The organism is Mesorhizobium sp. ANAO-SY3R2, from assembly GCF_042466635.1.
Classification (GTDB): domain Bacteria; phylum Pseudomonadota; class Alphaproteobacteria; order Rhizobiales; family Rhizobiaceae; genus Aminobacter.
The window spans coordinates 303,109-329,828 of the sequence record NZ_CP159954.1; the positions used below are offsets into that span (position 1 = coordinate 303,109).

General features: G+C 64.4%; 22 protein-coding genes. 12 read left to right on the forward strand and 10 right to left on the reverse strand.

The features are described from left to right. Position 1: 1 nt before the first annotated feature. The 8 genes from ABSY17_RS04225 to ABSY17_RS04260 all read right to left on the reverse strand — a co-directional run bounded on the left by ABSY17_RS04225 (position 2) and on the right by ABSY17_RS04260 (position 8,377). Entirely contained in the window at positions 2-967 is a 966-nt protein-coding gene (locus ABSY17_RS04225) for a Gfo/Idh/MocA family protein (protein ID WP_378941947.1), read from the reverse strand. A 115-nt stretch (positions 968-1,082) separates the two neighbouring features. Then, positions 1,083-2,249 carry an RHE_PE00001 family protein gene (locus ABSY17_RS04230; RefSeq protein WP_378941950.1) on the reverse strand — a complete coding sequence of 389 codons (1,167 nt, stop codon included), beginning with the start codon at positions 2,247-2,249 and terminating at the stop codon, positions 1,083-1,085. Positions 2,250-2,358: 109 nt separating this feature from the next. Further along, positions 2,359-2,742, reverse strand: a complete 384-nt coding sequence (gene mnhG / locus ABSY17_RS04235) for a monovalent cation/H(+) antiporter subunit G (RefSeq protein WP_378941952.1) — start codon at positions 2,740-2,742, stop codon at positions 2,359-2,361. Continuing rightward, complete coding sequence (locus tag ABSY17_RS04240) at positions 2,739-3,020, reverse strand: K+/H+ antiporter subunit F (protein WP_378941954.1); 282 nt, start codon at positions 3,018-3,020, stop codon at positions 2,739-2,741. The genes mnhG and ABSY17_RS04240 overlap by 4 nt, the downstream gene beginning before the upstream one ends. Next, positions 3,017-3,502 carry a Na+/H+ antiporter subunit E gene (locus ABSY17_RS04245; RefSeq protein WP_378941956.1) on the reverse strand — a complete coding sequence of 162 codons (486 nt, stop codon included), beginning with the start codon at positions 3,500-3,502 and terminating at the stop codon, positions 3,017-3,019. Before ABSY17_RS04245 ends, ABSY17_RS04240 begins: the two co-directional genes overlap by 4 nt. After that, positions 3,499-5,139: a monovalent cation/H+ antiporter subunit D gene (locus ABSY17_RS04250; protein ID WP_378941959.1), complete on the reverse strand. Its 1,641-nt coding sequence runs from the start codon at positions 5,137-5,139 to the stop codon at positions 3,499-3,501. Before ABSY17_RS04250 ends, ABSY17_RS04245 begins: the two co-directional genes overlap by 4 nt. Then, entirely contained in the window at positions 5,139-5,480 is a 342-nt protein-coding gene (locus tag ABSY17_RS04255; protein ID WP_378942565.1) for a Na+/H+ antiporter subunit C, read from the reverse strand. The genes ABSY17_RS04250 and ABSY17_RS04255 overlap by 1 nt, the downstream gene beginning before the upstream one ends. 2 nt (positions 5,481-5,482) lie before the next feature. Further along, positions 5,483-8,377, reverse strand: a complete 2,895-nt coding sequence (locus tag ABSY17_RS04260) for a monovalent cation/H+ antiporter subunit A (RefSeq protein WP_378941961.1) — start codon at positions 8,375-8,377, stop codon at positions 5,483-5,485. 272 nt (positions 8,378-8,649) lie between these two features. Between ABSY17_RS04260 and ABSY17_RS04265 the strand changes: the two genes are divergently transcribed. The 8 genes from ABSY17_RS04265 to ppk2 all read left to right on the forward strand — a co-directional run bounded on the left by ABSY17_RS04265 (position 8,650) and on the right by ppk2 (position 14,468). Continuing rightward, positions 8,650-9,471 carry a universal stress protein gene (locus ABSY17_RS04265; RefSeq protein WP_378941964.1) on the forward strand — a complete coding sequence of 274 codons (822 nt, stop codon included), beginning with the start codon at positions 8,650-8,652 and terminating at the stop codon, positions 9,469-9,471. A 185-nt stretch (positions 9,472-9,656) separates the two neighbouring features. Beyond that, positions 9,657-10,457, forward strand: a complete 801-nt coding sequence (locus ABSY17_RS04270; protein ID WP_378941966.1) for a DUF2092 domain-containing protein — start codon at positions 9,657-9,659, stop codon at positions 10,455-10,457. 19 nt (positions 10,458-10,476) lie between these two features. After that, positions 10,477-10,677 carry a hypothetical protein gene (locus tag ABSY17_RS04275; protein ID WP_378942568.1) on the forward strand — a complete coding sequence of 67 codons (201 nt, stop codon included), beginning with the start codon at positions 10,477-10,479 and terminating at the stop codon, positions 10,675-10,677. 121 nt (positions 10,678-10,798) lie between these two features. Continuing rightward, complete coding sequence (locus ABSY17_RS04280; RefSeq protein ID WP_378941968.1) at positions 10,799-11,194, forward strand: hypothetical protein; 396 nt, start codon at positions 10,799-10,801, stop codon at positions 11,192-11,194. Between the two features lie 263 nt (positions 11,195-11,457). After that, positions 11,458-11,583 (forward strand): hypothetical protein, encoded by a 126-nt coding sequence (locus tag ABSY17_RS04285; RefSeq protein WP_378941971.1) that lies wholly within the window; start codon positions 11,458-11,460, stop codon positions 11,581-11,583. Then, the gene (locus ABSY17_RS04290; RefSeq protein ID WP_378941973.1) at positions 11,580-13,322 is read left to right on the forward strand and encodes a SulP family inorganic anion transporter; all 1,743 of its coding nucleotides are present in this window, start codon (positions 11,580-11,582) and stop codon (positions 13,320-13,322) included. Before ABSY17_RS04285 ends, ABSY17_RS04290 begins: the two co-directional genes overlap by 4 nt. Next, positions 13,319-13,579: a hypothetical protein gene (locus tag ABSY17_RS04295; protein ID WP_378941975.1), complete on the forward strand. Its 261-nt coding sequence runs from the start codon at positions 13,319-13,321 to the stop codon at positions 13,577-13,579. The genes ABSY17_RS04290 and ABSY17_RS04295 overlap by 4 nt, the downstream gene beginning before the upstream one ends. A gap of 19 nt (positions 13,580-13,598) precedes the next feature. Further along, positions 13,599-14,468: a polyphosphate kinase 2 gene (gene ppk2 / locus ABSY17_RS04300; protein WP_378941978.1), complete on the forward strand. Its 870-nt coding sequence runs from the start codon at positions 13,599-13,601 to the stop codon at positions 14,466-14,468. Between the two features lie 17 nt (positions 14,469-14,485). Here ppk2 and ABSY17_RS04305 read toward each other — a convergent pair whose 3' ends face one another. Together ABSY17_RS04305 and ABSY17_RS04310 are read right to left on the reverse strand one after the other, a co-directional pair. Then, the gene (locus ABSY17_RS04305) at positions 14,486-16,204 is read right to left on the reverse strand and encodes a SulP family inorganic anion transporter (RefSeq protein ID WP_378941980.1); all 1,719 of its coding nucleotides are present in this window, start codon (positions 16,202-16,204) and stop codon (positions 14,486-14,488) included. A gap of 132 nt (positions 16,205-16,336) precedes the next feature. Then, positions 16,337-18,868 (reverse strand): arylsulfatase, encoded by a 2,532-nt coding sequence (locus tag ABSY17_RS04310; RefSeq protein WP_378941982.1) that lies wholly within the window; start codon positions 18,866-18,868, stop codon positions 16,337-16,339. Between the two features lie 246 nt (positions 18,869-19,114). On the opposite strand from ABSY17_RS04310, the gene ABSY17_RS04315 reads away from it, so the two are divergent. The 4 genes from ABSY17_RS04315 to fixJ all read left to right on the forward strand — a co-directional run bounded on the left by ABSY17_RS04315 (position 19,115) and on the right by fixJ (position 26,613). Next, positions 19,115-21,403, forward strand: coding sequence for a tetratricopeptide repeat protein (locus ABSY17_RS04315; RefSeq protein WP_378941985.1), 2,289 nt, complete (start codon positions 19,115-19,117; stop codon positions 21,401-21,403). 226 nt (positions 21,404-21,629) lie between these two features. Further along, on the forward strand, positions 21,630-24,260 hold the full coding sequence (gene mgtA, locus ABSY17_RS04320; RefSeq protein WP_378941987.1) for a magnesium-translocating P-type ATPase: 2,631 nt from the start codon (positions 21,630-21,632) through the stop codon (positions 24,258-24,260). A 213-nt stretch (positions 24,261-24,473) separates the two neighbouring features. Further along, positions 24,474-25,991, forward strand: coding sequence for a PAS domain S-box protein (locus tag ABSY17_RS04325; protein ID WP_378941989.1), 1,518 nt, complete (start codon positions 24,474-24,476; stop codon positions 25,989-25,991). Then, positions 25,984-26,613, forward strand: a complete 630-nt coding sequence (gene fixJ / locus ABSY17_RS04330) for a response regulator FixJ (RefSeq protein WP_378942571.1) — start codon at positions 25,984-25,986, stop codon at positions 26,611-26,613. Before ABSY17_RS04325 ends, fixJ begins: the two co-directional genes overlap by 8 nt. The last annotated feature ends 107 nt before the right edge of the window (positions 26,614-26,720 follow it).

A 26,720-nucleotide genomic window follows, 5' to 3' on the forward strand; every position in this document is an offset into this window, starting at 1 on the left:
TTCAAGCTCCCTGCATTGCGTAGCATTGGTCGATGATGGCCATGGCGCGGCGGCTGTCGGCGAGCGACACGGCCGGCGGCCGGCCTTCGGCAAGCCGCTTCAGCGTGTCGGCCATGACGTCGTCGTAGCGGCGGGCCGGCGGGGTGACCGGCAGGTCGCGCTGGCCCTCGTCGTCGAGTGTCGAAAGGGCGATGCGGTCGCCGAAGTCGCTGAGCGTGGCGTTCTTCGCCGTGACGCGCCATTCGAAGATGCCGCGCTTCATCGAAGCGAAGGTGTAACCGGCCTCGATGAGCCCCAGCGTGCCATCGGCGGCGCGCAGCACCACCGCAGCATAGTCCTCGACGTCGGTGCCATGGATCGGCCGTCCGAAGGACGCGCTGACCACGGAGACCTCCTGCTCGCCGGCAAGCGTCAGGAAGGCGTTGACGCCGTGAATGCCCAGATTGCGCAGCGCGCCGCCGCCGCCGATCGCGCGCTCCAGCACCCAGCCGACACCGTCGTCGACGTAACGCTGCGGCGGACCGTTGATCAGACGAAAATGCGAGTGCGAGATCGGGCCGAGTCGGCCGGCCGCATCGAGGTCGCGAAGCGCGGCCATCATCCCGAGCACGTGCGGCAGCGCCATCGCGACGAACACGCCCTTGCGCGCGGCAGCCGCGATCAGCGCGTCCGCCGCCGCGGCCGAGATGCCGATCGGCTTTTCGATCAGCAGCGGCACGCCCGCCTCGATGACGGATAGGCCGCGCTCGGCAATCTCGAACGGGCGGCCCATGACGACGGCCAGGTCGGCCCCGGCAAGCGCCGCTTCGAGGCTCGTGGCCGCCGCGCAGCCGAACTTCTCGGTGAATGTGCGCGCGGCATCCGGCGCCGGGTCCCACGCCGCTGCAACCTCGGCGCCGGCAGTCCGCGCGGCCTCCGCATGCATGGCCGCGTGCCAGTGCCCGACACCAAGAAACGCCAATCTCATCTCGTCACCCGCACATATAGGATAAGTGGATGACTTATATCGGACAGGATTTTTGGCCGCAAGAGACCTGTGTCAGGCGAACGCGATCAAATTCGCTATCGCTGCCGCCGCAGCCTCAGACGATGCCCCAGGCCCGATAGCGTCCGCGCCCGGTGATCTCGCGCAGGTCGAGTTCGCCGATCAGGTTGAGCGCGCCGGCGGCAGTGACCGAGAGTTCCTTCTCGACAATGCTGGATGTGACCAGCGGCCTGGACAGCACGAGTTCGATGACATCGGGCAGCTTCGATGTCGACCGCCTGCCCTTGAGACGGCGCTCCATCTGCGTCTTGGCCAGTATCAGCCGGTCATGATCCTTGAGACCGGCCGTTGCGGTTTCTTGGACGCCGTCGATGAAGGCTATGAGCCGGGCCGTACGGTCGCGCGCTCGGCGGCGGTCACGCGGGATAAGGCGCGCGCCGACATTGAGCGCGGCGAGATGCGCACCCGTCGTGCCCGCGTGGCGCAAGCAGGCCGCAACGAGCAGCCGACCAAGCCAGTGCGCGTGCTGCAGCGGCGCGATGGTGTCCCAGGCATCGTGCAGCACCGCTGCCCGCAGCAGCGGCGGCAAGTCGGCCACCTCGGCCATAGCGGCCTTCCACTCCTCCAGCCGGTCCGCCTCGTTCCAGTCGGCGTCATAGACCAGCGGGTTCTTGTCCTCCGGGGCAAAACCGGCGCGCGCCCTGCGCGGAGCGGTTTCGGCTGCCGCCTCACCCCTGGTGCGCCCCTTTGCGCGATCGACCTTGACGCCATCGAGCAGCGTCTTGGCGCGGGCCATGGCAGCGTCAAGTGCGGCCAACTCCTCGTCAAGCCGCGTGTCGGTGTCCTCTTCCGCTGCGTCCTCCGCCTCGGCGGACGCAACCTCCTGCGATTGCGGTTCCGGCCGTATAGCGACCGTAGCCCCTCGCCCCCAGAGTGCCGCAAGTCCGTCATTGCTCAACGCCCAGCCCGGCTTGCTGGCGGCGATCTGGCGGCGAACGCGCAAGATCTCATGTGCCCGGGTCAACTCGTGGGTCGGCGTGCGCAGATCCATGCGGGCATCGTGCAGCACCAGGTCCTCGATATGGACGAGTTCGCCCTCGATCCACATTGCTGCGGCCGCATCCATGAAATGGGCGCGCGCGGCAAACCCGCCACCGACAGGCGAACGGGCGACGCGCTCGTCGAGGCGAACGAGCGCCTCGGTGGCGCGCATGGCCGGACCGACGAGGTGTTGTAGGGGCAAGGACGACGAGTCGGATCTCATGGAGCAACGCTAGCATATCGGCGCCCATGGCAAGAGCGCCGGCTTGCAGCGAAGCCGGCGTTTATCACGGGCATTTCAACATGACCGGTGATCGCCGCGGACAATTGCATCAAACGCCTGACGTGTCAGAGCCGCCCTCTTCCGGTGTCACGATGGCTTGGCCTGCCCTGACCCGGGCCTCCGACCTCTGACGATAGAGCGCAGCACGGGCAAGCAGCATCAGCGTCACCGGTGTAGTGATGGTGACGAAGACGGCAATGAGTATCTCATGCAGGACCGGTCGCGAGCCGAGCACCGAAAAATACAGCATGGACCCGAGCAGGATCGCCCCCATGCCCCAGCTCGTTCCCAGCGTCGGAGCATGCACCCGTTCGAAGAAACTGCGGAAACGCAGCGTGCCGATCGCCCCGATCAGGGTCAGGGCGGCCCCCGCCAAGACGAGGAACGCCGTCAGCAAGGCAGCCCAGGCAGGCAATGTCTCGGCGGTCATCATTCGATCACCTCGCCGCGCATCAGGAATTTGGCGAGCGCCACGGTGGAGATGAATCCCAGCAGGCCGATCACCAGCGCAGCCTCGAAATAGAGCGTGCTTCCAGTGCGGATGCCGAAGGTCAGCAGCAGCAGCATGGCGTTGACGTAGAACGCGTCCAGGCACAGGACCCGATCTTGCGCGCGCGGCCCGCGGATCAGGCGATAGCAATTGCAGGCCATGGCGGCCACGAGCATCAGCTGTGCAGCAGCGATGGACCAGGCGAGAATGGTGGCGCTCATTCGAAAATCTCCCGCAGCGCAGCCTCGTAGCGGCTCTTGATCAGGTCGACCCATTCCTGCTCCTCGACGAGGTCGAGAACATGGATCAGCAGCACGCCGGTAGCCGAATCGTACTCGACCCATGCGGTGCCCGGCGTACTGGTCACGATGCAGGCAAGCACCGCAAGCCCGGTGCGGTCGCGCAGCTCGATTGGGATCGACACGAAGCCCGCGACGCGCTCGCGCCGGCCTCCCTGCAGGATGATCGTGGCGACGGCGATGTTGGAGCGCATGATGTCGACCAGCACCACGCCGATGAGCCAGGGGATGAGCTGCCAGCGGCGCAGCCTGGGCTTCGAAGGCTCCAACGCCACCATGACGCGCGACGCGGCGATTGCGATCACCGTTCCGAGCAGCAGGTGGCCCAGCGAAAACGCGTTGAGTAGCAGCCACATGACGATGAGGGCCGCGGTCAGCAGCGGATAGGGCAGGATCCGGCTCATGGCGCGCCCTCCGCCGCGCTAGGCGCTACTGATCCGGGCAGAACGCTTCCGATATAGGATTGCTTGTCGTGCAGCGAACGCGCCATCGCATCGGTGTAGCGCATCACCGTGCCTGCCTCCGCGGTCAGCACGACGCAAAGCCCGATGAGCAGGATGATCGGCGCGATCTCGACGACCAGCACCCTGGGAATGATGACTTCGAGCGGCGCCCAGAAGGTGCGGATACCCGTGCGCATCATGGCGGTCAGTGCGGCGAGGCCCGATAGGATGAGAAGGGCGGCGTACACCCAGGCCATCGCCCCGAGAGCCTTTGCGCCAGCGCCGAGCCCCTCGGGGTTGAAGACGGCATTGACCAGCGCGAACTTGCCGATGAAGCCCGACAGCGGCGGCAGGCCGGCGAGCAGCAGGGCGATCAAGCCGAAGCAGACGCTGAGCAGGGCGAGCGCCCCGGGCATGACCACGCCGACCTCCTCTTCCTCCTCGTCTTCCGGCTCGATATCGTCGCCATAGGCTTCCATGGTGACCGTCAAGAGGTTCGCGCCCGGTTCCTGCGCCCGCTCGACAAGCTCGATCAGCAAGAACAGAGCACTGATCGTCAGCGTCGAGCTCAGCAGATAGAACATGGCCCCCGACACGATCGCCGTGTCGCCAAGCCCGACCGCTGCAAGCAGCGTCCCGGAGGATACCAGCAGGCTGTAGCCTGCTAGCCGGCCGAGCGATTGCGACGCCAGCACGCCAAAGGCGCCGAAGGCGATGGTCACCATGCCGCCGACGAGCAGCACCCCACCGCCAAAGCCGGTCAGCCGGCCCGCCTCGCTGCCGAACAGCAGCAGCGACAGGCGCAGCAGGACGTAGAAGCCGACCTTGCTCAGCACGGCAAACAGTGCTGCGGCGGGCGCCGACGCGGCCATGTAGGCAGTAGGCAGCCAGAAGCACAGCGGCCACATGCCGGCCTTGACCAGAAAGGCGACGCCGAGAATGGCCGCCCCCGCCTCCAGCAATGCCCGGTCCTCGGGCGCCACGCCCGGAATGCGGACCGCGAGGTCGGCCATGTTCAGCGTGCCGGTGACGCCATAGATCAGGCTCACGCCGATCAGGAACAGCAGCGATGCCGCGAGGTTGATGGCGATATAGTGCAGGCCGGCACGCACCCTGAACGAGCCCGAGCCATGCAACATCAGTCCGTAGGACGCGGCCAGCAGGACCTCGAAGAAGACGAACAGATTGAACAGGTCGCCGGTCAGGAATGCGCCATTCAGCCCCATCAGCAGGAACTGGAACAGGGTATGGAAATGCGGCCCCGCCTTGTGCCAGCGGGCCAGCGAGAAGACCAGCGCAGCACTAGCCAGCACCGAGCTTAGCGCCACCATCAGCGCCGAGAGCCGGTCGAGCACCAGCACGATGCCGAAGGGTGCTGCCCAGTCGCCGAGCAGATAGACTTTCATCGCCGCGCCCTCGGCGTCCGGCGTATCGGCAAGCCGGAGCAGCGCCACCGAGAGAATGAGCAAAAGCAGGGTCGACACGATGTTGATGCCGGCCTTCAGCACGTGGCGTCGCTCGTCGAACAGCAGCATCAGCGCGCCCGCGAAAAGCGGTAGCAGGATGGGCAGGATCAGGAGATGCTCGGCCAGTGCCATCAACGCGGCTCCCGCCCGTCGACATGGTCGCTGCCGGTCAGGCCGCGCGAGGCGAGCAGCACGACGAGGAACAGCGCGGTGGTGGCGAAGCCGATCACGATCGCAGTCAGCACGAGGGCCTGCGGGATCGGATCGGCATAGTCGGCCGGATTGATAGCGTCCGCCGTGTCGAGCACGGGTGCGGCGCCGATGCGCAGCCGGCCCATACTGAAGATGAACAGGTTGACGGCATAAGACAGCAGCGAAAGACCGATGACCACCTGAAAAGTACGGGGCCGCACCAGCAGCCAGACGCCGGAACCGGTCAGCGCGCCAATGGCGATTGCAAGCGTCAGTTCCATCATCAATTCTCCTCGACCCGCGACGCCCGGAGCCGGCGGATCGATTGGTGGGCGATTGCAATCAGCATCAGCACGGTGGCGCCGACCACGAGCGAGAACACGCCGAGGTCGAACAGTGCTGCGGTCGCCAGCGGGATTTTGCCGATGAGCGGAAGATCGACATATTGCGCATGGGAGGTCAGGAAGGGCTTGCCGAACAGCCAGGCGCCGGCGCCGGTGAACAGTGCAATCAGCAACCCGCCGCCGATCCACGTCACCGGCAGGATGCGCAGCCGGTTCTCCACCCAGACGGTTCCAGCCGCCATGTATTGCAGGATGAAGCCCGCGGCCATGGCGACACCCGCGGCGAAGCCGCCGCCCGGCGCATCATGGCCGCGCAGGAACAGATAGGCCGCAAACACGATGATGACAGGGAACATCCACTGCATGATCACCGCGGGCACATAGAGATAATCGACTGCGGTCGAACCCGGCGTGCGGTCGGGATGCGCCTCATCATAGGCCTGCTGGATGCGTTGCTGCTCGGGCGAGGCGATGCTGTCGGGGGCCGGGCGGAAGCGGCGCAGCAGCGCGAACACGGTCAGCGCCACGATGCCGAGCACGGTGATTTCGCCGAGGGTGTCGAAGCCGCGGAAATCGACCAGGATCACGTTGACCACGTTGCGGCCGCCGCCCTCGCTATAGGCCTTCTCTAGGAAGAAGTCGGCGATCGTATCGGGCGACGGGCGCGTCATCACCGCATAGGCGATAACCGTCATGCCGGCGCCGGCGGCGACCGCCATGGCGAGGTCGCGCAGCCGGCGCAGGCGCGCCATCGGCGTAAGCGTCTCGCGCAACTCCTCCGACCGCTCCGGCAGCCACCGGAGCCCGAGCAAGATCAGGACGGTCGTCACAATCTCCACCACGAGCTGCGTCGCGGCGAGGTCCGGCGCCGAGAGCCAGACGAAGGTCACGCAGGTTACCAGCCCCGTTCCACCGAGCAGGGCGAGTGCCGCAAGGCGATGGAACTTCGCCAGATAGGCGGCCGAGATCGCACAGGTGATGCCGATCGCCCACAGTCCGGCAAAGACCGGATCGGCGCCTGCGAATGTCCACGGGCCGACGGCGAGGCCACGCAAGAACAGGGGAACACAGGCGGCGGCGAAGGCGACGATAACCACGAGCCGCAATTGCGGCTGCAGCCGGCGCGTACCGAGATTGGTCTCGATGAAGCGCGCCCACCGCCAGGAGATCGCGACCATGACCCGCTCGAAGATCCGCTGACCATTGATGCCGCCCAACAGAAACGGCCGATCCTGTCGTTCGAGGTAATTGCCGATAACCAGATACAGCAGCGTCCCGGCGACAAGGGCGACCGCGCTCATGGCCAGCGGCACGTTGAAGCCGTGCCAGATGGCCAGGCTGTACTCAGGTGTTTCCGCACCCAGAACCGATACGACGGCGACGTGCAGGTAAGGGCCTATCGTGAGCCCGGGGATGATGCCGACCACCAGGCAGGCAAGCACCAAAAGCGCAACCGGCAGGCGCATGAAGAAGGGCGGCTCATGCGGCTGACGCGGAAAGCTTTCGGGCGGTGCGCCGAAGAAGATCGAATGGATCAGCCGGATCGAATAGGTGACGGCCATGGCGCCCGCGAGCACGGCGGCATAAGGCGCCACCCGGTCGAGCCAGGAATCGGCATGGGTGGCAGCCGCCTCGGCAAAGAACATCTCCTTCGACAGGAAGCCGTTGAGCAGCGGCACGCCGGCCATGGCGGCACTCGCCACCATCACCAGCGTACCGGTGATGGGCATGAAGCGGAACAACCCACTCAATCGTCTCAAGTCGCGGGTGCCGGTCTCGTGGTCGATGATGCCGGCAGCCATGAACAGCGACGCCTTGAAGGTCGCATGGTTCATCATGTGGAAGATGGCCGCGACCAGGCCAAGCGGACTGCCGAGGCTCAAGAGCAAGGTAGTCAGGCCGAGATGGCTGATCGTCGAATAGGCGAGCAGCCCCTTGAGGTCCTGCTGGAACATGGCGAGGTAGGCGCCGATCACAAGCGAGGCCATGCCCGCGAAGCCGACGATGGTGAACCACTCCGGCGTTCCCGACAAGACCGGCCAGAACCGGGCCATGACGAAGACACCTGCTTTCACCATGGTCGCGGAATGCAGGAAGGCCGAGACGGGCGTCGGCGCCGCCATGGCATTGGGCAGCCAGAACTGGAACGGGAACTGGGCGCTTTTCGTCAACGTCCCGAGCAGCACGAGCAGCAGGGCCGGAACATAGAGCGGGTGCGAACGGATGAGATCGCCCGACGCCAGCACCCGGTCGAGATCGTAGTTGCCCACGATATGGCCGATGACGATCATTCCGGTCAGCAAGCCCAGACCACCGATGGCGGTGATGGTCAGCGCCATGCGCGCGCCGTCGCGTGCCGCCTGGTTGTGGTGCCAATAGCCGATGAGCAGGAAGGAGAAGATGCTGGTCAGTTCCCAGAACACCACCAGCAGGATCAGGTTGCCCGACACCACGATGCCGAGCATTGCCCCCATGAACGCCAGGAAGAAGGAAAAAAAGCGCGGCACCGGATCTTCGGCGGACATGTAGTAGCGCGCATAGACGACGACGAGAAAAGCGATGCCGGTGATCAAGATGGAAAAGAGCCAGGCAAAGCCGTCCAGTCGCAGTGACACCGAAAGGCCAAGGCTGGGGACCCATTCGAACCCGGCATGCACCACACCGTTGTCGCGGACGGCGGGAAAGAGCAGCCAGGTGATGATATGGCAGGCGAGAGCCACGCTTCCGGCCATGCCGCCGGCCAGGTTCCGCGAGCTGGATGCCAGCATGACGGTTATCAGGCTTCCGACAAAAGGCAGCACGATAAGCGACGTCAGCAGGGCATGATCAGGCATTGAGGATTCGGACTTCCTTGAGCGGTTGGTATGACTTCCTCAGTAATCATCGTCCGTTCGGATGACAATCGCCAATCCCGTCGTTCGGTAATTGAGCGGACGAACAGCGAGAGCGATGGCGTCGTCTTCGCCACCACCATTCGTCGCGCCGGTTGCCGGGTGAAAGGCATCTTGCTGCATCGCGCGCCATTTTTTTGATCAGCGTCAAGGCATTCGCGACTGGAATTGGCATTGTAGCCCCAACAATCCGATTGCCGAGAAAAGGAAGCGCCATGACCTACAAGTCAATTCTGGTGAACCTTGACATCGACGGCCCTATCGCCCCGCTCACCAAGTTGGCGATAGAATTCGCGCACAGTTTCGACGCCCGCCTGATCGGCCTGTCGGCCGCCGATTTCCAGCCACCGATCGCGGACGCCAGCGGAATGGGTATCGACCTCGACATCGTCGACATCCAGATCCAGCAGATCGAGAGCCGATTGCAGGCGGTGCAGGCAGAGTTCGAAGCACTTGCCGGCAGCACGGTCGACATCCAATGGCGTAGCGCAGTGCGCCGGCCGACCGCTTTCCTGCTGGAAAAGGCCCGCATGGCCGATCTTGTCGTGACCAGCTCATCCGGGGGCAACTTGCCCGGAAACGGTTATCGCCACATCGACCTCGGCAGCCTGGCGCTCCATGCCGGACGGCCCGTTTTCGTTGCCGGTGACGGCGTCGAGACCCTCCCGGCAAGCCGGATACTGGTGGCCTGGAAGGACACGCGTGAAGCCCGGCGCGCCGTCGCCGACGCGCTGCCACTGCTCTCGCGTGCGCAGGAGGTCATCGTCGTCACCATCGACCCGGAAGAAGATTCACATGCCCAGAGCGGGCTGGCTGACGTGTCCGATTACCTTGCCCGCCATGGCATCAAGGCGCGCACCGAGGTGATCATGGTCAAGAGTGAAGGCGAGCGCCTGACGGAATTCGCCAGGTCGATCCATGCCGACATCGTCGTATCAGGTGCTTACGGCCACAGCAGGCTCCGCGAACTGGTCTTTGGCGGGGTCACCCGTTCGCTGCTGAAGGATAACCGTCTCAACCGCTTCATGTCGAGCTGACCGCGAGCGGCAAAGCACGCCGGCCGTGGCGAGTGCAGCGATTTGATTCCGACTCCGGCCGCGCATTGACCGGGATCAATTTATCCGCCGAGGAAATGGAGTAAATTTTACCCTCCACTTTGGCGAAGGCAAGTCGCATCTAATCTTCCAACGCTGGCGCAACGCCAGAAATACCGGAGAATAAAATGCGAGTTTCATCATCAAATGCACGAAGCCGCACAAGAGCAATTGCATCCGCTCTTGCCGTCGCCATGACGCTTGGCTTGACCAACATGCCAAGCGCACGCGCCGACGAAGCGCAGGCCAAGGAACTTCTCAAATCGATGTCGGATTACCTCGCCGCGCAAACCAACATTTCCTTCGACACCGACACCAGCCTGGAGCTGGTAACGAAGCAGGACCAGAAACTAGCGCTGGCGAGTTCCGGCTCCGTCACGCTCAATCGCCCCGACCGGCTACTCGCCACGCGCAAGGGTGGCTTTGCCGACGTCGAGTTGGTGTTCGACGGGAAGACCGTGACGCTGGCGAACAAGGACAGCAAGGAATACGCCCAGCTCGAGGTCCCGGGAACCATCGACCATCTGGTCGACGTGCTGCGCGACAAGCTGCACCGTCCCCTCCCCGCAGCGGACCTCTTGATGTCGGACGTCTACCAGGAACTGATGGCGCATGTCGTCGACGTCAAGGATCTTGGCAGCGGTTATATCGGCGGCGTCGAGTGCAACCACCTGGCCTTCCGCGCCAAGGATGTCGACTGGCAGATCTGGATCGCCGAGGGCGAGCATCCCTATCCCTGCCGCTATGTCATCACCAGCACCAAGGTCAAAGGCGCACCGCAATACAGCGTCGATATCAGCAACTGGAAAACCGGAGCCGGGGCTCCGAGCAGCGACTTCACCTTCAAGGCGCCCGACGGTTTCAAGCAGGTGAAGCCGGACGCCATCGCCGACACGGACGAGCTGCCGGCGCTCTTCAAGAGTAAATGACCAGGAAGAGGACTTGAACATGTTCAAGCGACTAGCTCTCGTTGCCACGGTTGCCCTGATGGGGCTCTCAAGCCTCGAACTCGGCGGCAACATTCTCGGCGATTTCAGCGTCGTCTCGCCGGCCGAAGCCCGGGTTGGCCGTCCCTTGACACCAGTCAGCGTCGCCGGCGTAGCGAGGCGAACGGCCCGGCGCTGTGCAGCCGGCGTATACTATTGCTGACGTTGATCGTCCCGCGGCACGACGAGACCAATTCAAGCTTCTGGCGCGCCGGCGGGCGCGCTTCCTCTATGCCCGAGCACCTTGGCAAGCCGATTGCGTCGTATGAGGGCGGAATGTTGCCGTGAGCGTCCAGGACTTCTTCAGTGCCGCTTGGACGGAACTCGGCCTGCGGGCCGAGGGGCCGTTACGTCTTCGCTTCGTCATCCAGCCGATCATGGCGTCCGTACTCGCGATCCGGGCCGGATTGCGTGACGCCCGCGAGGGCAACCCACCATTTTTATGGGCGTTCGCATTCAATGGCCTGCGCCGCGCCGAATTGCTGCGTCAGGCAGGGAAGGACATCGGCATGGTGCTCGCCTTGGCCGCCATCCTCGATATCCTCTACCAATGGCTGACGCGGCATCCGCTGCGCCTGGGGCAGGCCATCGCGATCGCCATCCTGCTTGCCCTTGTGCCCTACCTATTGCTGCGGGCCCCTGTCACCCGATTGGCGCGCCGGAAGAGCCGGCTGCCATGAGCTTCGCGGTGAATGGCGCACCGCGGCCTACGCTCGTGACACGAACAACACTTCGCTGGCAAAATGCACGCGCTGTCTCGCCGCGACATTGATTGCAATCAAATCGCCGCGGCAACTTTGATGATAAATTGCCTCCGGATGCGCAGTCGCGACAGCGACCGTGGCTGGGCTTATTACCGTCCGAAGATCCGTGAAGCCGTACCGCAGCCCAGGACGAAGTTGAGGCGTCAAACGCGCGTGCCATCGCAAGGCGAGGTTCCGACATGCGGGTGCTCATCCATCTTGCCATTTCGGTGCTGACCGCGCTGCTTGCCTCGTACACCGGAAGCGCCTCGACCTATGCGTCGGTGCGGCATCAGGATTCGCCTCCGGCCGAGGCCGCCCCATGAGCGGCGGCCCTGTAGGGCGCACGCTGCCGCAGCTCGACCGATGGGCCCCGGGCCTCCCTGCGCTGCTCCACTACGACCGCGCCAATCTCGGCAGCGACATCCGCGCCGGGTTGGCCGTTGCGGCGGTGGCGGTCCCTGTCGGCATCGCCTATGCCGGCCTTGCCGGCTTCAGGCCGGAAATAGGTCTCTATGCATCGCTGTTTCCGTTGCTGGCCTATGCGGTCTTCGGAAGCTCGCGGCAGTTGATCGTCGGCCCCGATGCGGCGACTTGCGCGGTGATCGCCGCCTCCGTCGCGCCCTTGGCCGGAGCCGATCCCGCCCGCTATGCCGCGCTGGCCGGCATGCTGACGTTGCTTGCGGGGCTGATCTGCATCGCAGCAAGCCTGTTCCGCCTCGGCGCGCTGGCCGACTTCCTGTCGCGGCCCATTCTCGTGGGCCTGCTCAACGGGATCGGGATCACCATCATGCTCGGCCAGGTCGGCAAGCTGCTCGGCTTTACGGTGACGAGCCATGGCTTCATACCGCTCCTGGCCGAGGTCAGCGACCGGATCGGGGAGACGCACCTGCCGACCCTGCTGGTGGGCCTCGCCGCTCTAGCCGTGGCCGGGCTTTCGCCGCGCCTCGCCCCGGCGCTTCCGGCCGCCATCGTGGTGATGGTCACGTCAGCCCTCGCCGTGGCCCTATTGCAACTCAATTCTGCCGGCGTTGACACGCTCGGCGTCGTGCCGGGTGGGCTGCCATTGCCCAGTTTCCCGGCAGTCGACTGGGCCGCCATGCCCGACCTGCTTGTCGACGCTGGAGGACTTGCACTCGTCAGCTTCACCAGCCTCATCTTCACGGCGCGCAGCTTCGCCTCCAAGAACAGCTATGAGGTCAATGCCGACCAGGAGTTCGCCGCCCTCGGCGCGTCCAACATCGTGGCAGCATTCACCCATGGCTTTGCCGTCAGTGGCGCCGACTCGCGCACCGCCGTCGCCGACGCCGCCGGTGGACGTACCCACATGGCCGGGCTCGTCGCCGCCGCCGCCGTGGCCGTGGTCCTGCTGTTCTTCACATGGCCCCTGCGCTTCGTGCCGGTGGCAGCCCTCGGCGCGGTGCTCGTCTTTGCTGGCCTGTCGCTTCTGAACCTCAGGACACTGCGCCTGATCTGGCAGGCCGACCGCCTCGAGGCTGCAATATCGGTGCTGGCGACGGCGGGCGTCATCGGCCTCGGCGTGACCCGCGGCGTACTGCTCGCGGTCGTGCTCGCCGTTCTGCGCTTCATCCAGTTGTCGGCGCGGCCAAGCATCGAGGAGCTCGGGCGGGTCGAGGGTTTCCCCGGCTTCCATTCGTTGACACGGCACGCGGGCGCGCACCCGACCCCTGGCGTAGTCATCCTCCGCTGCAACGGGCCGCTGGTGTTCTTCAACGCCGGTTACTTCCGCAAGGAATGCATGTCTGCGATCGCCCATCAGGAGATCCCGGTCGAGGCGGTCATCCTGGACCTGCTGCCGGTCACCAAGGTCGATGTCAGCGGCATGTTCGAGCTGAAGGAGATCGCCACGATTCTGGAGGGCCGCGGTATCCGCCTCGTCGGCGCCGGCCGGCAGACCGAATGGGCTCGCTGGCGTAGTCGACGCGGATTCACCGGTGAGGCCATGCCGATCTATCCGACGTTGCGGCAGGCCGCCAAAGAGCTTTCCGCCCTGCCGAAACCGGACGCAGCCAACGACAGTCCAACCACGGAGCCTCGAACATGATCGCAGCGCATGTCGAACAGCTTTCCCAGGCTATAGATGCCCTGGCCCGGAAGGCCGAGGGGCCGCAGGATCTGGCCTTGCGAATCCGCACGGACTTTCCCGACGAGCCGGTGCGCGTACTCAGGCGTGCGATCTTCTACGCGATCACCGATCCGGGCCGAAGCGACGGCGACACCATGCTGCGGCTGCAGGGCGCTGCCATGGCACTGAAAAATATCGGATCTTCACACCGGGTCCTGGATCGTCCAGGCCCCTGAATGCTGGGAGGTACATGCGATGCACGGCAAGAAGGACAAACACGACAAGAACGACAAAAGCGACAAAAGCGAGAAGAACGAGAAGAGCCAGAAGAGCGACACGCATGACGAAGGCGACAAGATCTCCCGCAAGGACTACGACCGCGAACTGGAGAAGCTCCAGGTCGAACTCGTGAAGCTGCAGGAATGGCTGAAGCAGTCGGGCGCCAAGATCTGCGTCGTGTTCGAGGGCCGGGATGCGGCCGGCAAGGGCGGCGTCATCAAGGCCATCATGGATCGGGTCAGCCCGCGCGTGTTCCGCGTCATCGCGCTGCCGCCGCCGTCGGATCGCGAAAAGACGCAGATGATGATTCAGCGCTATTTGCCGTACCTTCCAGCAGGGGGCGAGATCGTGATCTTCGACCGCAGCTGGTACAATCGGGCAGGCGTCGAGCGGGTGATGGGCTTCTGCACCGAAGACCAGGCGACCCGCTTCCTCTCGGCCGTCGGCGGCGTCGAAAGGGCCATCGTCAAGTCCGGCGTGATCCTGCTCAAATACTGGCTGGAGGTCAGCCCGGAGGAACAGACGCGCCGGATAGAAGAGCGCATCACCGATCCGAAGAAGATATGGAAGCTCTCCGACATGGACCTTCTGTCCTACAGCCGCTGGTATGATTATTCCCGCGCTCGCGACGCCATGTTCGAGGCCAGCGACACCGACTGGGCGCCCTGGTATGTGGCGAACGCCGACAACCAGAGGCGCGCCAGGCTCAACATCATCTCGCATATCCTCTCGCAGGTGCCCTACAAGGAGCTGCCGCGTCGCAAGATCAAGCTGCCCAAGCGCCAGGATTCGGGAGGCTACGAGGAGCCCAAATACGCGCGCCATTGGGTGCCGGATACCTTCTGACCGGCCTCGGCGAAGCTTCAGTGCTGATGGTCCACCCAATCCACCGGGTGGGTGGCGAGGTAGCGCTTCACAGCCACCCCAACCGTTGGAAAAAAGGAGGCCTCGCCGAGCCGGACGAACAGCTCGAAGCGCTTGAGCTTGTCCTGCACCGGATCCTTCAACTCCGCAAAGCAGAGTTCGATGCCGGCCGCCTGCAACGCCTGGTCCAGTTCGGCCAGGATATCGGCCGCGGTCACGTCCACGCTGGTGACCGGCTCGGCCGCCACGACCACCCAGACGACCGGCGTCGGCGATGTCGCCACGGCGGCAAGCACGCGCTCCTTGAACAGCTCGGCATTGGCGAAGAACAGCGGCGCATCCCAGCGAAACAGCACCAGCCCGGGTATCCGGCGGGCATCGGGATAGCGCGTGATGTCATGGTAGCCCTGGATGCCTGCGGCGCGGCCGAGCACCGCAGAATGCGGGCGCCAGCCGTCCCAGAGGAATTCGATGACGGCAATCGCGATGGCGAGGCCAATCCCGGGAATGACGCCGAATACGGCAACGCCGACGGAACAGGCGATCGACAGCCAGAACTCCCATCGCTGGATGCGGTAGATGCGTCGGAGATCGGCAATCTCGAACAGGCCAATAGCCGAGGCGATCACCACCGCGGCGAGCGCGCTGGTGGGCAGGTATTGCAGCAGGTTCGGCGCCGCCAGCAGCAACACCATGACGGCAAGCGCGCCGACGACGCCGGTCAACTGGGTGCGGGCGCCGGCGGCCTCTGCAACCGGGGTGCGTGACGAGCTACTGCTGATCGGAAAGCCCTGGAAGAACCCGGCGGCCAGGTTGGCCGCCCCAAGCCCGATCATCTCCTGGTTCGGATCGACATTGGCGCCCGTCTTTGCCGCATAACTGCGCGACAGCACGCTGGTGTCGGCGAAGGAAACGAGGGCGACCGCGCAGCCGCCGACCAGGATCGGGACGAGGTCGGCGCCGCTGATCCACGGGATGGTGAAGGCCGGCAGGCCCTGCGGCAGCGGCCCGAGGACGGAAACATTGGCGCGCGCTCCGAGGTCCAGCAAGCCGACCACTATGGTGGCGGCGGTCACCGCGATCAGGATACCCGGCAGGCGGCGGCTGCGCTTGAGAAGCAGGATCAGCGCCAGCGTGCCGGCGCCGACCAGAAAGGCGGCCATATTGGTCTTGCCCGCCAGGAGCGATTCGACGATGGCCCAGAAGCTCCGCAGCGGCCCGTCACCCTCGATCTTGAAGCCGAAGAATTTCGGCAGCTGGCTGAGCATCACCGTCAGCGCAATGCCGTTCATGTAGCCATAGCGGATCGGCTTGGACAGAAGCTCGGTGATGAAGCCCAGTCGCGCCACGCCGGCAAGGATGCAGACTGTGCCGGACACGATCGCCATCACGCTCGCCACGGCGATGGCACGCGCAGGATCGCCACCAGAGAGCTGAACAACGACGACGAGGATGATAGGGGCCAGCGACGAATCCGGCCCCAGGACAAGGATCCGACTGGGGCCGAACAGCGCGTAGGCCAGGAGCGGCACGATCGTCGCGTAGAGGCCGTATATACCGGGCACGCCGGACGCCACCGCATAGGCGATGCCGACAGGAACCAGCATGGTCGCCAGAACCAGCCCGGCTGATATGTCGTGGCGCAACCAGGCCGCCTCATACCCTCTCAGGGTGGTCAGTCCCGGCACCCAACGCGTCCAGCCCGACAGAGCCGACATTCAGATACCCCCTGGTTGAAGCGGCCGAGCATGCTCTCGCCTTGAACGGTCGTCAAACCATTGCGCCCGCGCCCTGCGAGAGACTGGGATGGCTTGCGGCCACCCCAGTCTCCAGTCGTGGCAGGTCCGCCTCTATTCACTGGAGGAATTGCTGCGCTGGGCACCTTCCGCCAGCCGCTTCATGTCGGCAGGCGACAGTTTCGGACGATTGATGTCGATGGTCAGTCTGTCGATCTTGCCGTCGAAGGCGAACGGGATCTTGTAGTCGATGTCGTCTACCGGCGTGCCGGTATCCGAGCCGATGTCCATGGTTTCGTCCCATTGCAGGATAAGCGGGATCGTCTGCTCCATCTCCTTGGTCGCCACCACCTCGCCGTCCACCTTGAGAGTACCGGTGGCGCCGCGACCGATGCCGCTCGTGTTGTTGAAGGCAAGCGTGGCGAAGCCGAGCCCGTCATAGTCCAGTTCGAAGGTCAGGGTGTGCTTGCCCGGCGTCAGGGCATCCTTGCCCTCCCAGCATTCCCGCTGCAGGTCGAGCAGGTTCCACACATAGACCGGCTTGCCCTTGAGCAGGTAGAAGCCGTAGCCGCCGAAGCGACCGCCCTGCGTCAGGATCATTCCATCGCCGCCGCCCTCGGGCACCTCGACATCGGCTGATATCGTGTAGGACGTCCCCAGAAGCTGCGGCGCATCACCCATGGGAATCCCGGTCAAGGTGCCCGAATAGGTGAACTCCGACCTGCCTGCGGTAACACTCGGCCGCGGCGTGACCATGCGCGTCGCCAGCGAATTATCGAGCGGGAAGACCTGGTATTTCGACGCCTCGACCTGGAACAAATCCTGCAATTCCCTAAGCTTGTCGGGGTTGGCGGCCGCGAGGTCGTCGTTCTGCGTCCAGTCCTTCGTCAGGTCGTAGAGTTCCCACTTGTAGGCATTCATGACGTCTGGATCGGGCGTCGCGCCAAGCAGCCAGGGCGGGCTGATCGGTACCGTGTTGGCGTACCAGCCATTGTTGTAGATGCCGCGATTGCCGAACATCTCGAAATATTGCGTCTCGTGACGAGTCGGCGCATTCGCATTGGCCTTATTCCAGGCGTAGGCCATGCTCACACCCTCGATCGGCTTCTGGGCGATCCCATTGACCATCACAGGCGCGGCAATTCCCGTTGCTTCCAGGATCGTCGGCACGATGTCGATGACATGATGGAACTGGTCACGGATGCCGCCGGCATCCTTGATCTTCTCCGGCCAGGATATCGCCATGCCCTGGCGGGTGCCGCCGAAATGCGAGGCCACCTGCTTGGTCCATTTGTAGGGCGTGTCGAAGGCCCAGGTCCAGCCGACCGCCATATGGGGGTAGGTCTTGTCGGTGCCCCAGACGTCGTAGAAATACTTCAGCTGGTCGGCGACCGGCACCTCGACGCTGTTGAACTGGGCGACTTCATTTGGGGTGCCGTTTGGCGAGCCTTCGGCGCTCGAGCCGTTGTCGCCGCTGATGTAGATGATCAGCGTGTTGTCGAGCTTGCCGGCATCCTCGACCGCCTGGATCACCCGGCCGATCTCGTGATCGGTATAGGCGAGATAGGCGGCGTAGACATTGGCTTGCCGGATGAACAGCTTCTTCTCATCGGGCGAAAGGCTGTCCCAGTTCTTGAGCAGGTCGCTCGGCCAAGGCGTGAGCTGTGCCTCCTGCGGGATCACGCCAAGCCTCTTCTGATTGGCGAAGATCGTATCGCGCAGTTCATTCCAGCCCTTGTCGAACAGATGCATGGAAGTGATCTTGTCGACCCATTCCGGCGTCGGGTGGTGCGGGGCGTGCGTGCCCCCCGGCACGTAATAAACGAAGAACGGCTTTGCCGGATCGACCTCGTTCAGCATCTTGATGTGGGCGACGGCCTCGTCCGCCATCGCCGTGGTCAGGTTCCAGCCGGGATGGCCGAGATAAGGGTAGATCGCCGTCGTGTTGCGGAAGAGATTAGGCTGCCACTGGCTCGTGTCGCCGCCGACGAAGCCGTAGAAATAATCGAACCCCATTCCCTGCGGCCACTGGTCGAAGGGGCCAGCCTGGCTGGCTTCGAAGGCCGGCGTGTTGTGGTCCTTGCCGAACCAGGAGGTGGCGTAGCCGTTCTCCCTCAGAATGGTGCCGATTGTCGCCGTTTCAGGGCCGATGATGCTGTCATAGCCGGGAAAGCCCGTCGCCGTTTCCGAGATCTGCCCGTAGCCGACCGAATGATGATTGCGCCCGGTGATCAGTGCTGCGCGCGTCGGCGAGCACAGGGCGGTCGAATGAAACTGGGTATAGCGCAGCCCGGATTGGGCGATCCGGTCGAGGGCCGGTGTCGGAATGACGCCGCCGAAGGTGCTCGGAGCGCCGAAGCCGACATCGTCCGTCATGATCAGGAGTACGTTGGGCGCGCCCTTTGGCGGCACGATGCGCGGCGGCCAGAAGGGTTTCGACTGATAGGCATTGAGATTGATCTTGCCGCCGAAGGGCGGCGGCGGATTGGGCAGGTAGCGTCCGTCGATGGTGGTCGTGGCGTCGGGCGCCCCTGGAGGTGGGGTTCTATCCTCGGCACTGGCCGGACTGGCCGCAACGATCAAGGCGGCCAGCAGGGAGGCTGGCGACAATTGCTTCAAAGATTGGGAGATTCTGGAGAGCAGCATGCTTACCTCCTGAGATAGAAACCTCGTGGCAAGCAGATAAAGCCAATCGGCGGAAAGCGCATTGATCCCAGTCAATGCGCGCTGCCCAGCAACGCCGGTACGGTGGGCCCGCTCCATCAGCTTGAACCACGACCCGCAGGGGCGTATTGAAGAAATCAACGGTCTATCCGCTGCTGTCGCGCTCAACTCATTGAGCAGCGGCCTTCCATAACTTTCGTACCTATCGATTGTCTCTGGAAAGGTGATATGCGGAACCTCCCCGCCAAGCTCATTCCAGCCGTGAAGACCGCATACGCGGCCATGCTGCTGCTCGTTGTGCTGACGGCGGCGGCGAGCGCCGAAGCGCCCGGCTTCGTCGGTTCGCAATCCTGCGTCAGCTGCCATCAGCAACAGGCAAGTGCCTGGTCACAATCCCACCACAGCTGGGCGCTCAAGCTGCCCTCACCGCAGACCATGCTCGGGGATTTCAACGATGCGCGCTTCGAGCACAAAGGGCTATCGTCGCGCTTCTTCCAGAAGAACGGGCGCTATTTCGTCGAAACCGACGGCCCCTACGGCAAGGCTGCCGTCTTCGAGATCAAATATGCCATCGGCGTAGCGCCGCTGCAGCAATATCTGGTGGAACTCGACGGCGGCCGGCTGCAAGCGCTCGACATCGCCTGGGACACCACCGCCCGGCGCTGGTTCCACCTTTACCCCAACGACGACGTTCGGGCCGGCAACGGCCTGCATTGGTCGGGACCGTACAAGAACTGGCAGGCGCGCTGCGCGGTCTGCCACCAGACCGACTTCCACAAGAATTTTGCGCCCAGGCCGCCCGGCTACAACAGCCAGTGGAGCGAGCTTTCGGTCGGCTGCGAGGCCTGCCACGGCCCGGCCGAGGCGCATCTTGCCTGGGCGGCGCTAGCCGCGGGAAAGGTGAGCACCGATCCCTCGAAATTCTCCGGCGTCGATGCGCATGGCTGGCAGCACCCGGCCGCCACCGGCAAACAGGCCATCGAGGCGAACATGTGCGGACCCTGTCATTCCAGGCGCCAGGCGCTCGGGCCCGACAGTTCGCCGCCGCAGGCGCCTTTCGGCAATCACTACGCACTCTCAACGCTGGAAGACCGGCTCTATTTCCCCGACGGCCAGCAACGCGACGAAGTCTATGTGCTTGGCTCGTTCATGCAGTCGAAGATGTTCCAGAAGGGCGTCACCTGCACGAACTGCCACGATCCCCATTCGGGACAACTGGTGGCAGCCGGCAACGCCGTTTGCACGCAATGCCACAACGAGACGGGCCGCGCGGAATTTCCGTCATTGAAGCGCAAGGTCTTCGATGCGCCATCGCATCACCACCACACACCGGGCACCAAGGGCGCCGAATGCGTCAGCTGCCACATGCCCGAGCGCAACTACATGGTCGTCGACGGCAGGCGCGATCATTTCTTCCGTGTGCCGGACCCGCTGCTGTCGCAAAAGGCCGGCTCGCCCGATGCCTGCCTTTCCTGCCATACCGGCCAGAAGGCGGCCTGGGCGGCTGACGCTATCAAGCAATGGGCGCCGCAGAGGGTGTCGTCTACGCTCGCCTATGGCGAGACCTTGGCCAGCGCGCGCCGGGATGGCCTGGATGGCAAGATGATCGAGAAGCTGGCGGCGATCGCCCGCGACGCAAGCCAGCCCGCAATCGCGCGGGCCACGGCCGTCAGGGAGATGGCCGACCAGGCCGATGGGGCGACCGCAGCCGCACTCGCCCCACTGCTCGCCGACAACAGCGAACTGGTCCGCGAAGCGGCAATCAGGCTGTGGCGCAGCACGAGCCCGGCCGAACGGGTCAACCGGCTGCAACCGCTGCTTGGCGACCCCAGCGCTTCCGTTCGCGTCGCCGCTGCGCTCGAACTCGCCAATGTCCCGCCCGGCGACCTCCCAGTTGCCCAGCGCACCGTGCTCGAAGCGGCGCTGACCGAGATGAAGGCCGCGATGACCGCCAATTCCGACTTCCCCGAGGGACAGCTTGCCATCGGCGGCCTGGCGCTGACGACGCGCAACTGGGACGCTGCCAGGGCCGCCTTCGCCGAAGCCGTGTTGATGGACCCGCAACTGGTCGACGCCTGGCTGATGCGCGCACGTATCGCCGACGCACTCGGCGATGCAGCAGAGGCGACATCGATTCTCACCTCCGCCTTTGCCAGGAACCCTGGCGACAGTCGCATCGCCATGGACCTTGCCGCACAACTGGGGAGGCAGCGGCGCGACGCCGCCGCCGTACCGATCCTGCGCGAAGCGGTCGCCGCACACCCTGGGGATCAGGAGGTGCGGATTGCGCTCGCAGCAAGCTTGCTCAGGGCAGGCGATCTCGCCGCGGCCCAGGCCGAAATCGACAGCTTGCGCACCGTCTCGCCCAACCGCGCCGAGGTGCTGGTCCTCGCCGCGATGCGACAGGTTCTCGCCGGCGACCTGACCGGCGCCCGAGCGACGGTCAAGACGATATCGGGACTCTACCCCAGCCTGCAGCTTCCGCCCCAACTCGAAGCGCTTTCACGATTGCCCTGAAGAAGCCGAGGCGTTTTGCGGCCCAAGAGGCGGAAGGCCTTCGCGCGTGACGCGGCATTGATCCCGGTCAATGCCACGCGGCCCAGAAAGGACATGCTGGATCAGCGTTGAACCTGATCTTTCAGGAGACCTCCATGCGCATCCTGACCAAACATTGCCTCGCCTTGAGTGCAGGGCAATTGGTGGTAGCGCCACACCAGCCGCTTGTTGGCGCGGGCGTTCGATCATGAAAGGCCCCGCTGCCGCTGCATCCACTGTTGTTGTCGCAACTGCCGGGCCAGGCGGTCACGACGACGTCTACTGGTCGCAGCCAGCCGCCGCCCTTCTTGGCGAACTACAGTCGAACGAAAACGGGCTGTCCGGCGCGGCCGCACGGGAACGCCTCGGCAGATACGGTCCCAATACGGTCGAGCAGGCATCGCGCACCACGGCACTTGCCGCCTTTGCCCGGCAGTTCCGCAGTCCGCTGGTGCTGATCCTGGTGTTTGCGGCGATCGTTTCGGCAGTGGTCGGCGAGGTCAACGAGGCGGCGATCATCGGCGTGATCGTGCTGGCGAGCTGCATTTTGAGTTTCACGCAAGAATACAGCGCCTCGAAGGCCATGGAGGCCCTGAAGGGGCGTATCGCGCAGCGGAGCACGGTGCTGCGCGACGGCGCAGAAACCAGCATCCCCGCCGACCAGATTGTCCCCGGCGACATCGTCAGGCTGTCGGCAGGCAATCTCGTCCCGGCGGACGGCATCATCATTCAGGCACAGGATTTCAACGTCAGCGAGGCAACGCTGACCGGCGAAACCTTTCCGGTGGTGAAGACACCCGGCCAGTCTGCTCCGGGCGCGACCCTGGCCCAGCGCAGCAATGCCGTATTCACCGGCACGTCGGTGCGTAGCGGTATGGCGACGGTACTCGTGGTCCACACTGGCGACAAAACCGAATTCGCCGGGATAGCAGCGGCAATCATGCGCAAGGTGCCGGAAACCGATTTTGCCAGGGGCATCCGCCAGTTCGGCTACCTGATGACCGAGATCATGCTGGCTATCGTCATCGTGGTTTTCTTCGTCAACCTGATGCTGCACCGGCCGTTGATCGAGTCGCTGCTGTTCTCGTTGGCGCTGGCGGTGGGGCTGACGCCGGAACTGCTGCCGGCCATCATCAGCGTGACGCTGGCCAAGGGCGCGCGCGCCATGGCCGACAACGGCGTAATCGTCAGACGCCTCGAAGCGATCGAGAACCTCGGCAGCATGGACATCTTGTGCACCGACAAGACCGGTACGCTGACCGAAGGCGTGATCCATCTCGACGGCTGGCTCGACGTGGACGGCAAGACGTCGGCGGACATCCTGCTATGGGCGCGGCTCAATGCGACGCTGCAGACCGGGCTCAAGAACCCGCTCGACGAGGCCATCGCTGCCACGCCCGACGCGGGCACCGGCCTGCAGCCATATTCCAAGGTTCGGGAGGTTCCCTACGACTTCATCCGCAAGCGGCTGTCCGTCGTGGTGAGGACGAAGGATGGCGGTGGCCTCTTGATCTGCAAGGGCGCGGTGCAAAACGTGCTGGAAGCCTGCACAAGCGTTCGCACCCCCTCAGGCGATGCCGCGCTCGACCAGGCGCAGCGGCGCGGGATCGAGCAGAAGTTCCAGGAGTGGAGCTCCCAGGGCTACCGCGTGCTGGCAGTGGCGATCCGCCACCTCGAGCAACAGGAGGCCCACGGCAGGGATGATGAAACCGGCCTGTCGTTCGCCGGGTTCCTTCTCTTCCTCGATCCGCCCAAGGCTGACGTGCCGGAAACGCTGGCCGCCCTTGCCAGGCGCGGCGTGAGCGTCAAGGTGATAACCGGCGACAATCGCTATGTCGCCGCCCACCTCGCCCAGGCTGTGGGGCTGCGCGCCGAGCGGATCATCACCGGCGAGCAATTGTCACGGACGACCAGGAACGCGCTGTTTGGACTTGCGCCGCACACCGACCTGTTCGTCGAGATCGATCCCAACCAGAAAGAACGCATCGTCGAGGCGCTGCGCATGCGCGGCCATTGCGTCGGCTATCTTGGCGACGGCATCAACGATGCCCCTGCCCTGCATGCAGCCGACATCGGCGTCTCGGTCGACAGCGCGGTCGATGTAGCCCGCGAAGCTGCCGACATGATCCTGCTCAAGCAGGATCTCGGCGTCCTGCTGCGCGGTGTGGACGACGGCCGACGCACCTTCGCCAACACGATGAAATACATCTCGATCACTACCAGCGCCAATTTCGGCAACATGTTCAGCATGGCCTTCGCCTCGATGTTCCTGCCGTTCCTGCCGCTGCTGGCCAAGCAGATCTTGCTCAACAACCTGTTGTCGTCGATGCCCTCGCTGGCGATTGCCGGCGACAATGTCGACGCCGAGCAGATCGCCAAACCGCGGCGATGGGATATCGGCTTCGTTCGCCGCTTCATGATCAGCTTCGGCCTGATCAGCTCGGTCTTCGACTTCCTCACCTTCGGCTTTCTGCTGCTGGTCCTGCACGCGACTGCCGATACCTTCAGAACTGCATGGTTCGTGGAGTCCCTACTGACCCAACTCGCCATCGTGCTCATCGTGCGCACGCACAAGGCATTCTGGTCGAGCCGGCCGAGTCCGTTGCTCGGCTGGCTCACGCTTGGCGTCGGGATGCTGGCGATTGCGATCCCCTACCTGCCCCAAGCTGGCCTGTTCGGCTTCATCCCACTGCCCATCTCGGTCATGGCTGGCGTGGTCGCAATCACATTCCTGTACATCGTGGTTTCGGAGACGACCAAACGCTGGTTCTTCGACCGCGAGACAGCCTTGCATGCCCGGCGTCGAAGGCTTCCACGCCGGGCGATCCATGCCGCATGACCGCTGCCCCGCCTCTCGCGCCGGATCCGCCACAGGCCCGGCAGCAGCGGCAACCACGACGTGAAACCGCGCAGGATGATCAACTTCACCGCCCAGATCCGCTTGGCCCGGCTTTCCTTGCCGTTTCCGCGCGCTATTTGTCGATCTATTGCCCGTCTCCCGGTCGCGTGAACAACCCGCAAGACAAAGCTCTCGAAAGATGGCAGCCGCACCATGCCGGCAAGAGATGTTTCGAGCCCCAAACGCAGTCTCCTGCAACCGTTCTCCTTGCGCAGTTTCGAGGGTGCGGCCGGCTACCTCGTCGCAATCCTGGCTGTCGCCGCCGCCTTCGTCGTTCGTTTCGGCCTGCAGGGGCTGCTCGACGGCCGGGCCATCTACATCCTCTTTCTGCCGGCCATCCTCGTGGCCTCGATTGCAGGCGGCATCGGCCCGGGGATCGTGGCTATCGGCCTGTCGCTGGCGGGCACGCTCTATCTCTCGGGCGTTCAGCCGCATCTGTCCTACAACGCCGTGGAGCTCATCGTCTTTGGCGGAACCGGCCTGACCATCGCCTGGCTGGGTGAGATGCTCCACCGAGCCTACCGCGCCATGGATCGCGCGGAAAGCGCACTTCAGGCACGCGAGGCCCATCTCCGTTCCATTCTCGACACGATCCTCGATGCAACCGTGATGATCGAGAGCGACGGCACGATCATGTCGATCAACGCCGCGGCCATGCGCCAGTTCGGCTACACGCAGGCCGAAGCCGTCGGCCAGAATGTTCGCCTGCTGATGCCCGAACCCTACCACAGCGAGCATGATGGCTATATCGAACGTTATCTTGCCACCGGCGAGAAGCGTATCATCGGCGTCGATCGGGTGGTGATCGGGAAGCGCAAGGACGGTTCGACCTTTCCAATGAAGCTGGCGGTCGCGGAAATGCAATCCGGCGGCAAGACCTTCTTCACCGGCTTCATCCGCGACCTGACGGAGCGCGAGGAATCGGCTGCGCGGCTGCAGGAAATCCAGGGCGAACTGGCCAGGCTGGCGCGGCTCAACGAACTGGGCGAAATGGCTTCGACCCTGGCCCATGAACTCAATCAGCCGCTGTCGGCCATCGCCAATTACATCCAGGGGTGCATCCTGCTCCTGCGCGACGTGGACGATGCTGTCGCGTCGAAAATGCGCGGTGCGCTCACGGATGCAGCAAGCCAGGCCTTGCGCGGCGGCCAGATCATCCGGCATCTGCGCGAATTCGTGACCCGGGGTGAAACGGACAGGAAGCCCGAGGATATCCGCCGGCTGGTCGAGGAGGCGGGCGCGCTGGCGCTTGTCGGCTCGCGCGAGCGCAATGTCAGGTCAATCTTCGAGTTCGCGCCGGGCCCGGCCAAGATCATGGCCGATCGCGTGCAGATCCAGCAGGTTCTGATCAACCTGATGCGCAACGCGATGGAGGCGATGCGCGACAGCGACGTCCGCGACCTTGTCGTACGCACCGTCAGCAATGGCGACAGGACGGTCGTGGTCGAAATATCGGACACCGGATGCGGCATTCCCGACGAGGTCGCTGAACAGCTGTTCAGGCCTTTCGTGACAAGCAAGCCGGGAGGCATGGGCATAGGCCTGTCGATTTCCAAGCGCATCGTGGAGGCGCACGGAGGTGCCATTTCCGCCGGCCGGAACAAAAACGGCGGCGCGACGTTCCGTCTGACCTTTCCCGCCGTCGGGGACGAGCAGCATGGATATCGGTGACTATGTCGTCCATATCATCGACGATGACGAGCAGGTCAGGAAGTCGCTGGCGTTCCTGCTCACCACGGCCGGCTTCACAGTGCGCGCGCACGAATCCGCTAGAAATTTCATGGAAGCGGCGCCGGGTCTGCGCAACGGCTGCCTGGTGACCGATCTGCGCATGCCCGACATGACCGGCGTCGAACTATTGCACACGTTGCGATCGGTACATGCGACGGTGCCGACCATCATCATCACCGGGCATGGCGACGTGTCCATGGCGGTGGAAGCCATGAAGGCCGGCGCCATCGACTTCATCGAAAAGCCCTTTGCCGACGACGTGCTGATCGAGGCGATCAAGCGGGCCGGCGACCACCTTGCCGACAAGGCGCCGGACGCCGACGATGCCGCCACGCTGCAGGCCCGGCTGGCCGAACTTTCGGAACGCGAGCGGCAGGTGCTGACGGGCATCGTCGCCGGGCTGCCGAACAAGTCCATTGCCTATGATCTCAAGATCAGTCCGCGTACCGTCGAGGTCCACCGGGCAAACGTGATGTCGAAAATGCAGGCACGGAACCTGCCCGATCTCGTCCGCATGGCGCTGGCGGCAAATCTTGCTGCGCCCGATGGGCCGAATCCGTAGATCGTCCGGGCTATTCCGGCCGCGCGATTTGACCTCGCGCAAGGCGAAGCCTCCACAAAAAGCGCATATTTATCCCCGTCAGCCGGCCTCCGCCGGCATCAGGGAGA

Bases quoted from the DNA above. Each gene is read 5' to 3' on its own strand.
- ABSY17_RS04225 (WP_378941947.1), bottom strand. From the start codon at position 967: ATGAGATTGGCGTTTCTTGGTGTCGGGCACTGGCACGCGGCCATGCAT.
- ABSY17_RS04230 (WP_378941950.1), bottom strand. From the start codon at position 2,249: ATGAGATCCGACTCGTCGTCCTTGCCCCTACAACACCTCGTCGGTCCG.
- mnhG (WP_378941952.1), bottom strand. From the start codon at position 2,742: ATGATGACCGCCGAGACATTGCCTGCCTGGGCTGCCTTGCTGACGGCG.
- ABSY17_RS04240 (WP_378941954.1), bottom strand. From the start codon at position 3,020: ATGAGCGCCACCATTCTCGCCTGGTCCATCGCTGCTGCACAGCTGATG.
- ABSY17_RS04245 (WP_378941956.1), bottom strand. From the start codon at position 3,502: ATGAGCCGGATCCTGCCCTATCCGCTGCTGACCGCGGCCCTCATCGTC.
- ABSY17_RS04250 (WP_378941959.1), bottom strand. From the start codon at position 5,139: ATGGCACTGGCCGAGCATCTCCTGATCCTGCCCATCCTGCTACCGCTT.
- ABSY17_RS04255 (WP_378942565.1), bottom strand. From the start codon at position 5,480: ATGGAACTGACGCTTGCAATCGCCATTGGCGCGCTGACCGGTTCCGGC.
- ABSY17_RS04260 (WP_378941961.1), bottom strand. From the start codon at position 8,377: ATGCCTGATCATGCCCTGCTGACGTCGCTTATCGTGCTGCCTTTTGTC.
- ABSY17_RS04265 (WP_378941964.1), top strand. From the start codon at position 8,650: ATGACCTACAAGTCAATTCTGGTGAACCTTGACATCGACGGCCCTATC.
- ABSY17_RS04270 (WP_378941966.1), top strand. From the start codon at position 9,657: ATGCGAGTTTCATCATCAAATGCACGAAGCCGCACAAGAGCAATTGCA.
- ABSY17_RS04275 (WP_378942568.1), top strand. From the start codon at position 10,477: ATGTTCAAGCGACTAGCTCTCGTTGCCACGGTTGCCCTGATGGGGCTC.
- ABSY17_RS04285 (WP_378941971.1), top strand. From the start codon at position 11,458: ATGCGGGTGCTCATCCATCTTGCCATTTCGGTGCTGACCGCGCTGCTT.
- ABSY17_RS04290 (WP_378941973.1), top strand. From the start codon at position 11,580: ATGAGCGGCGGCCCTGTAGGGCGCACGCTGCCGCAGCTCGACCGATGG.
- ABSY17_RS04295 (WP_378941975.1), top strand. From the start codon at position 13,319: ATGATCGCAGCGCATGTCGAACAGCTTTCCCAGGCTATAGATGCCCTG.
- ppk2 (WP_378941978.1), top strand. From the start codon at position 13,599: ATGCACGGCAAGAAGGACAAACACGACAAGAACGACAAAAGCGACAAA.
- ABSY17_RS04305 (WP_378941980.1), bottom strand. From the start codon at position 16,204: ATGTCGGCTCTGTCGGGCTGGACGCGTTGGGTGCCGGGACTGACCACC.
- ABSY17_RS04310 (WP_378941982.1), bottom strand. From the start codon at position 18,868: ATGCTGCTCTCCAGAATCTCCCAATCTTTGAAGCAATTGTCGCCAGCC.
- ABSY17_RS04315 (WP_378941985.1), top strand. From the start codon at position 19,115: ATGCGGAACCTCCCCGCCAAGCTCATTCCAGCCGTGAAGACCGCATAC.
- mgtA (WP_378941987.1), top strand. From the start codon at position 21,630: ATGAAAGGCCCCGCTGCCGCTGCATCCACTGTTGTTGTCGCAACTGCC.
- ABSY17_RS04325 (WP_378941989.1), top strand. From the start codon at position 24,474: ATGCCGGCAAGAGATGTTTCGAGCCCCAAACGCAGTCTCCTGCAACCG.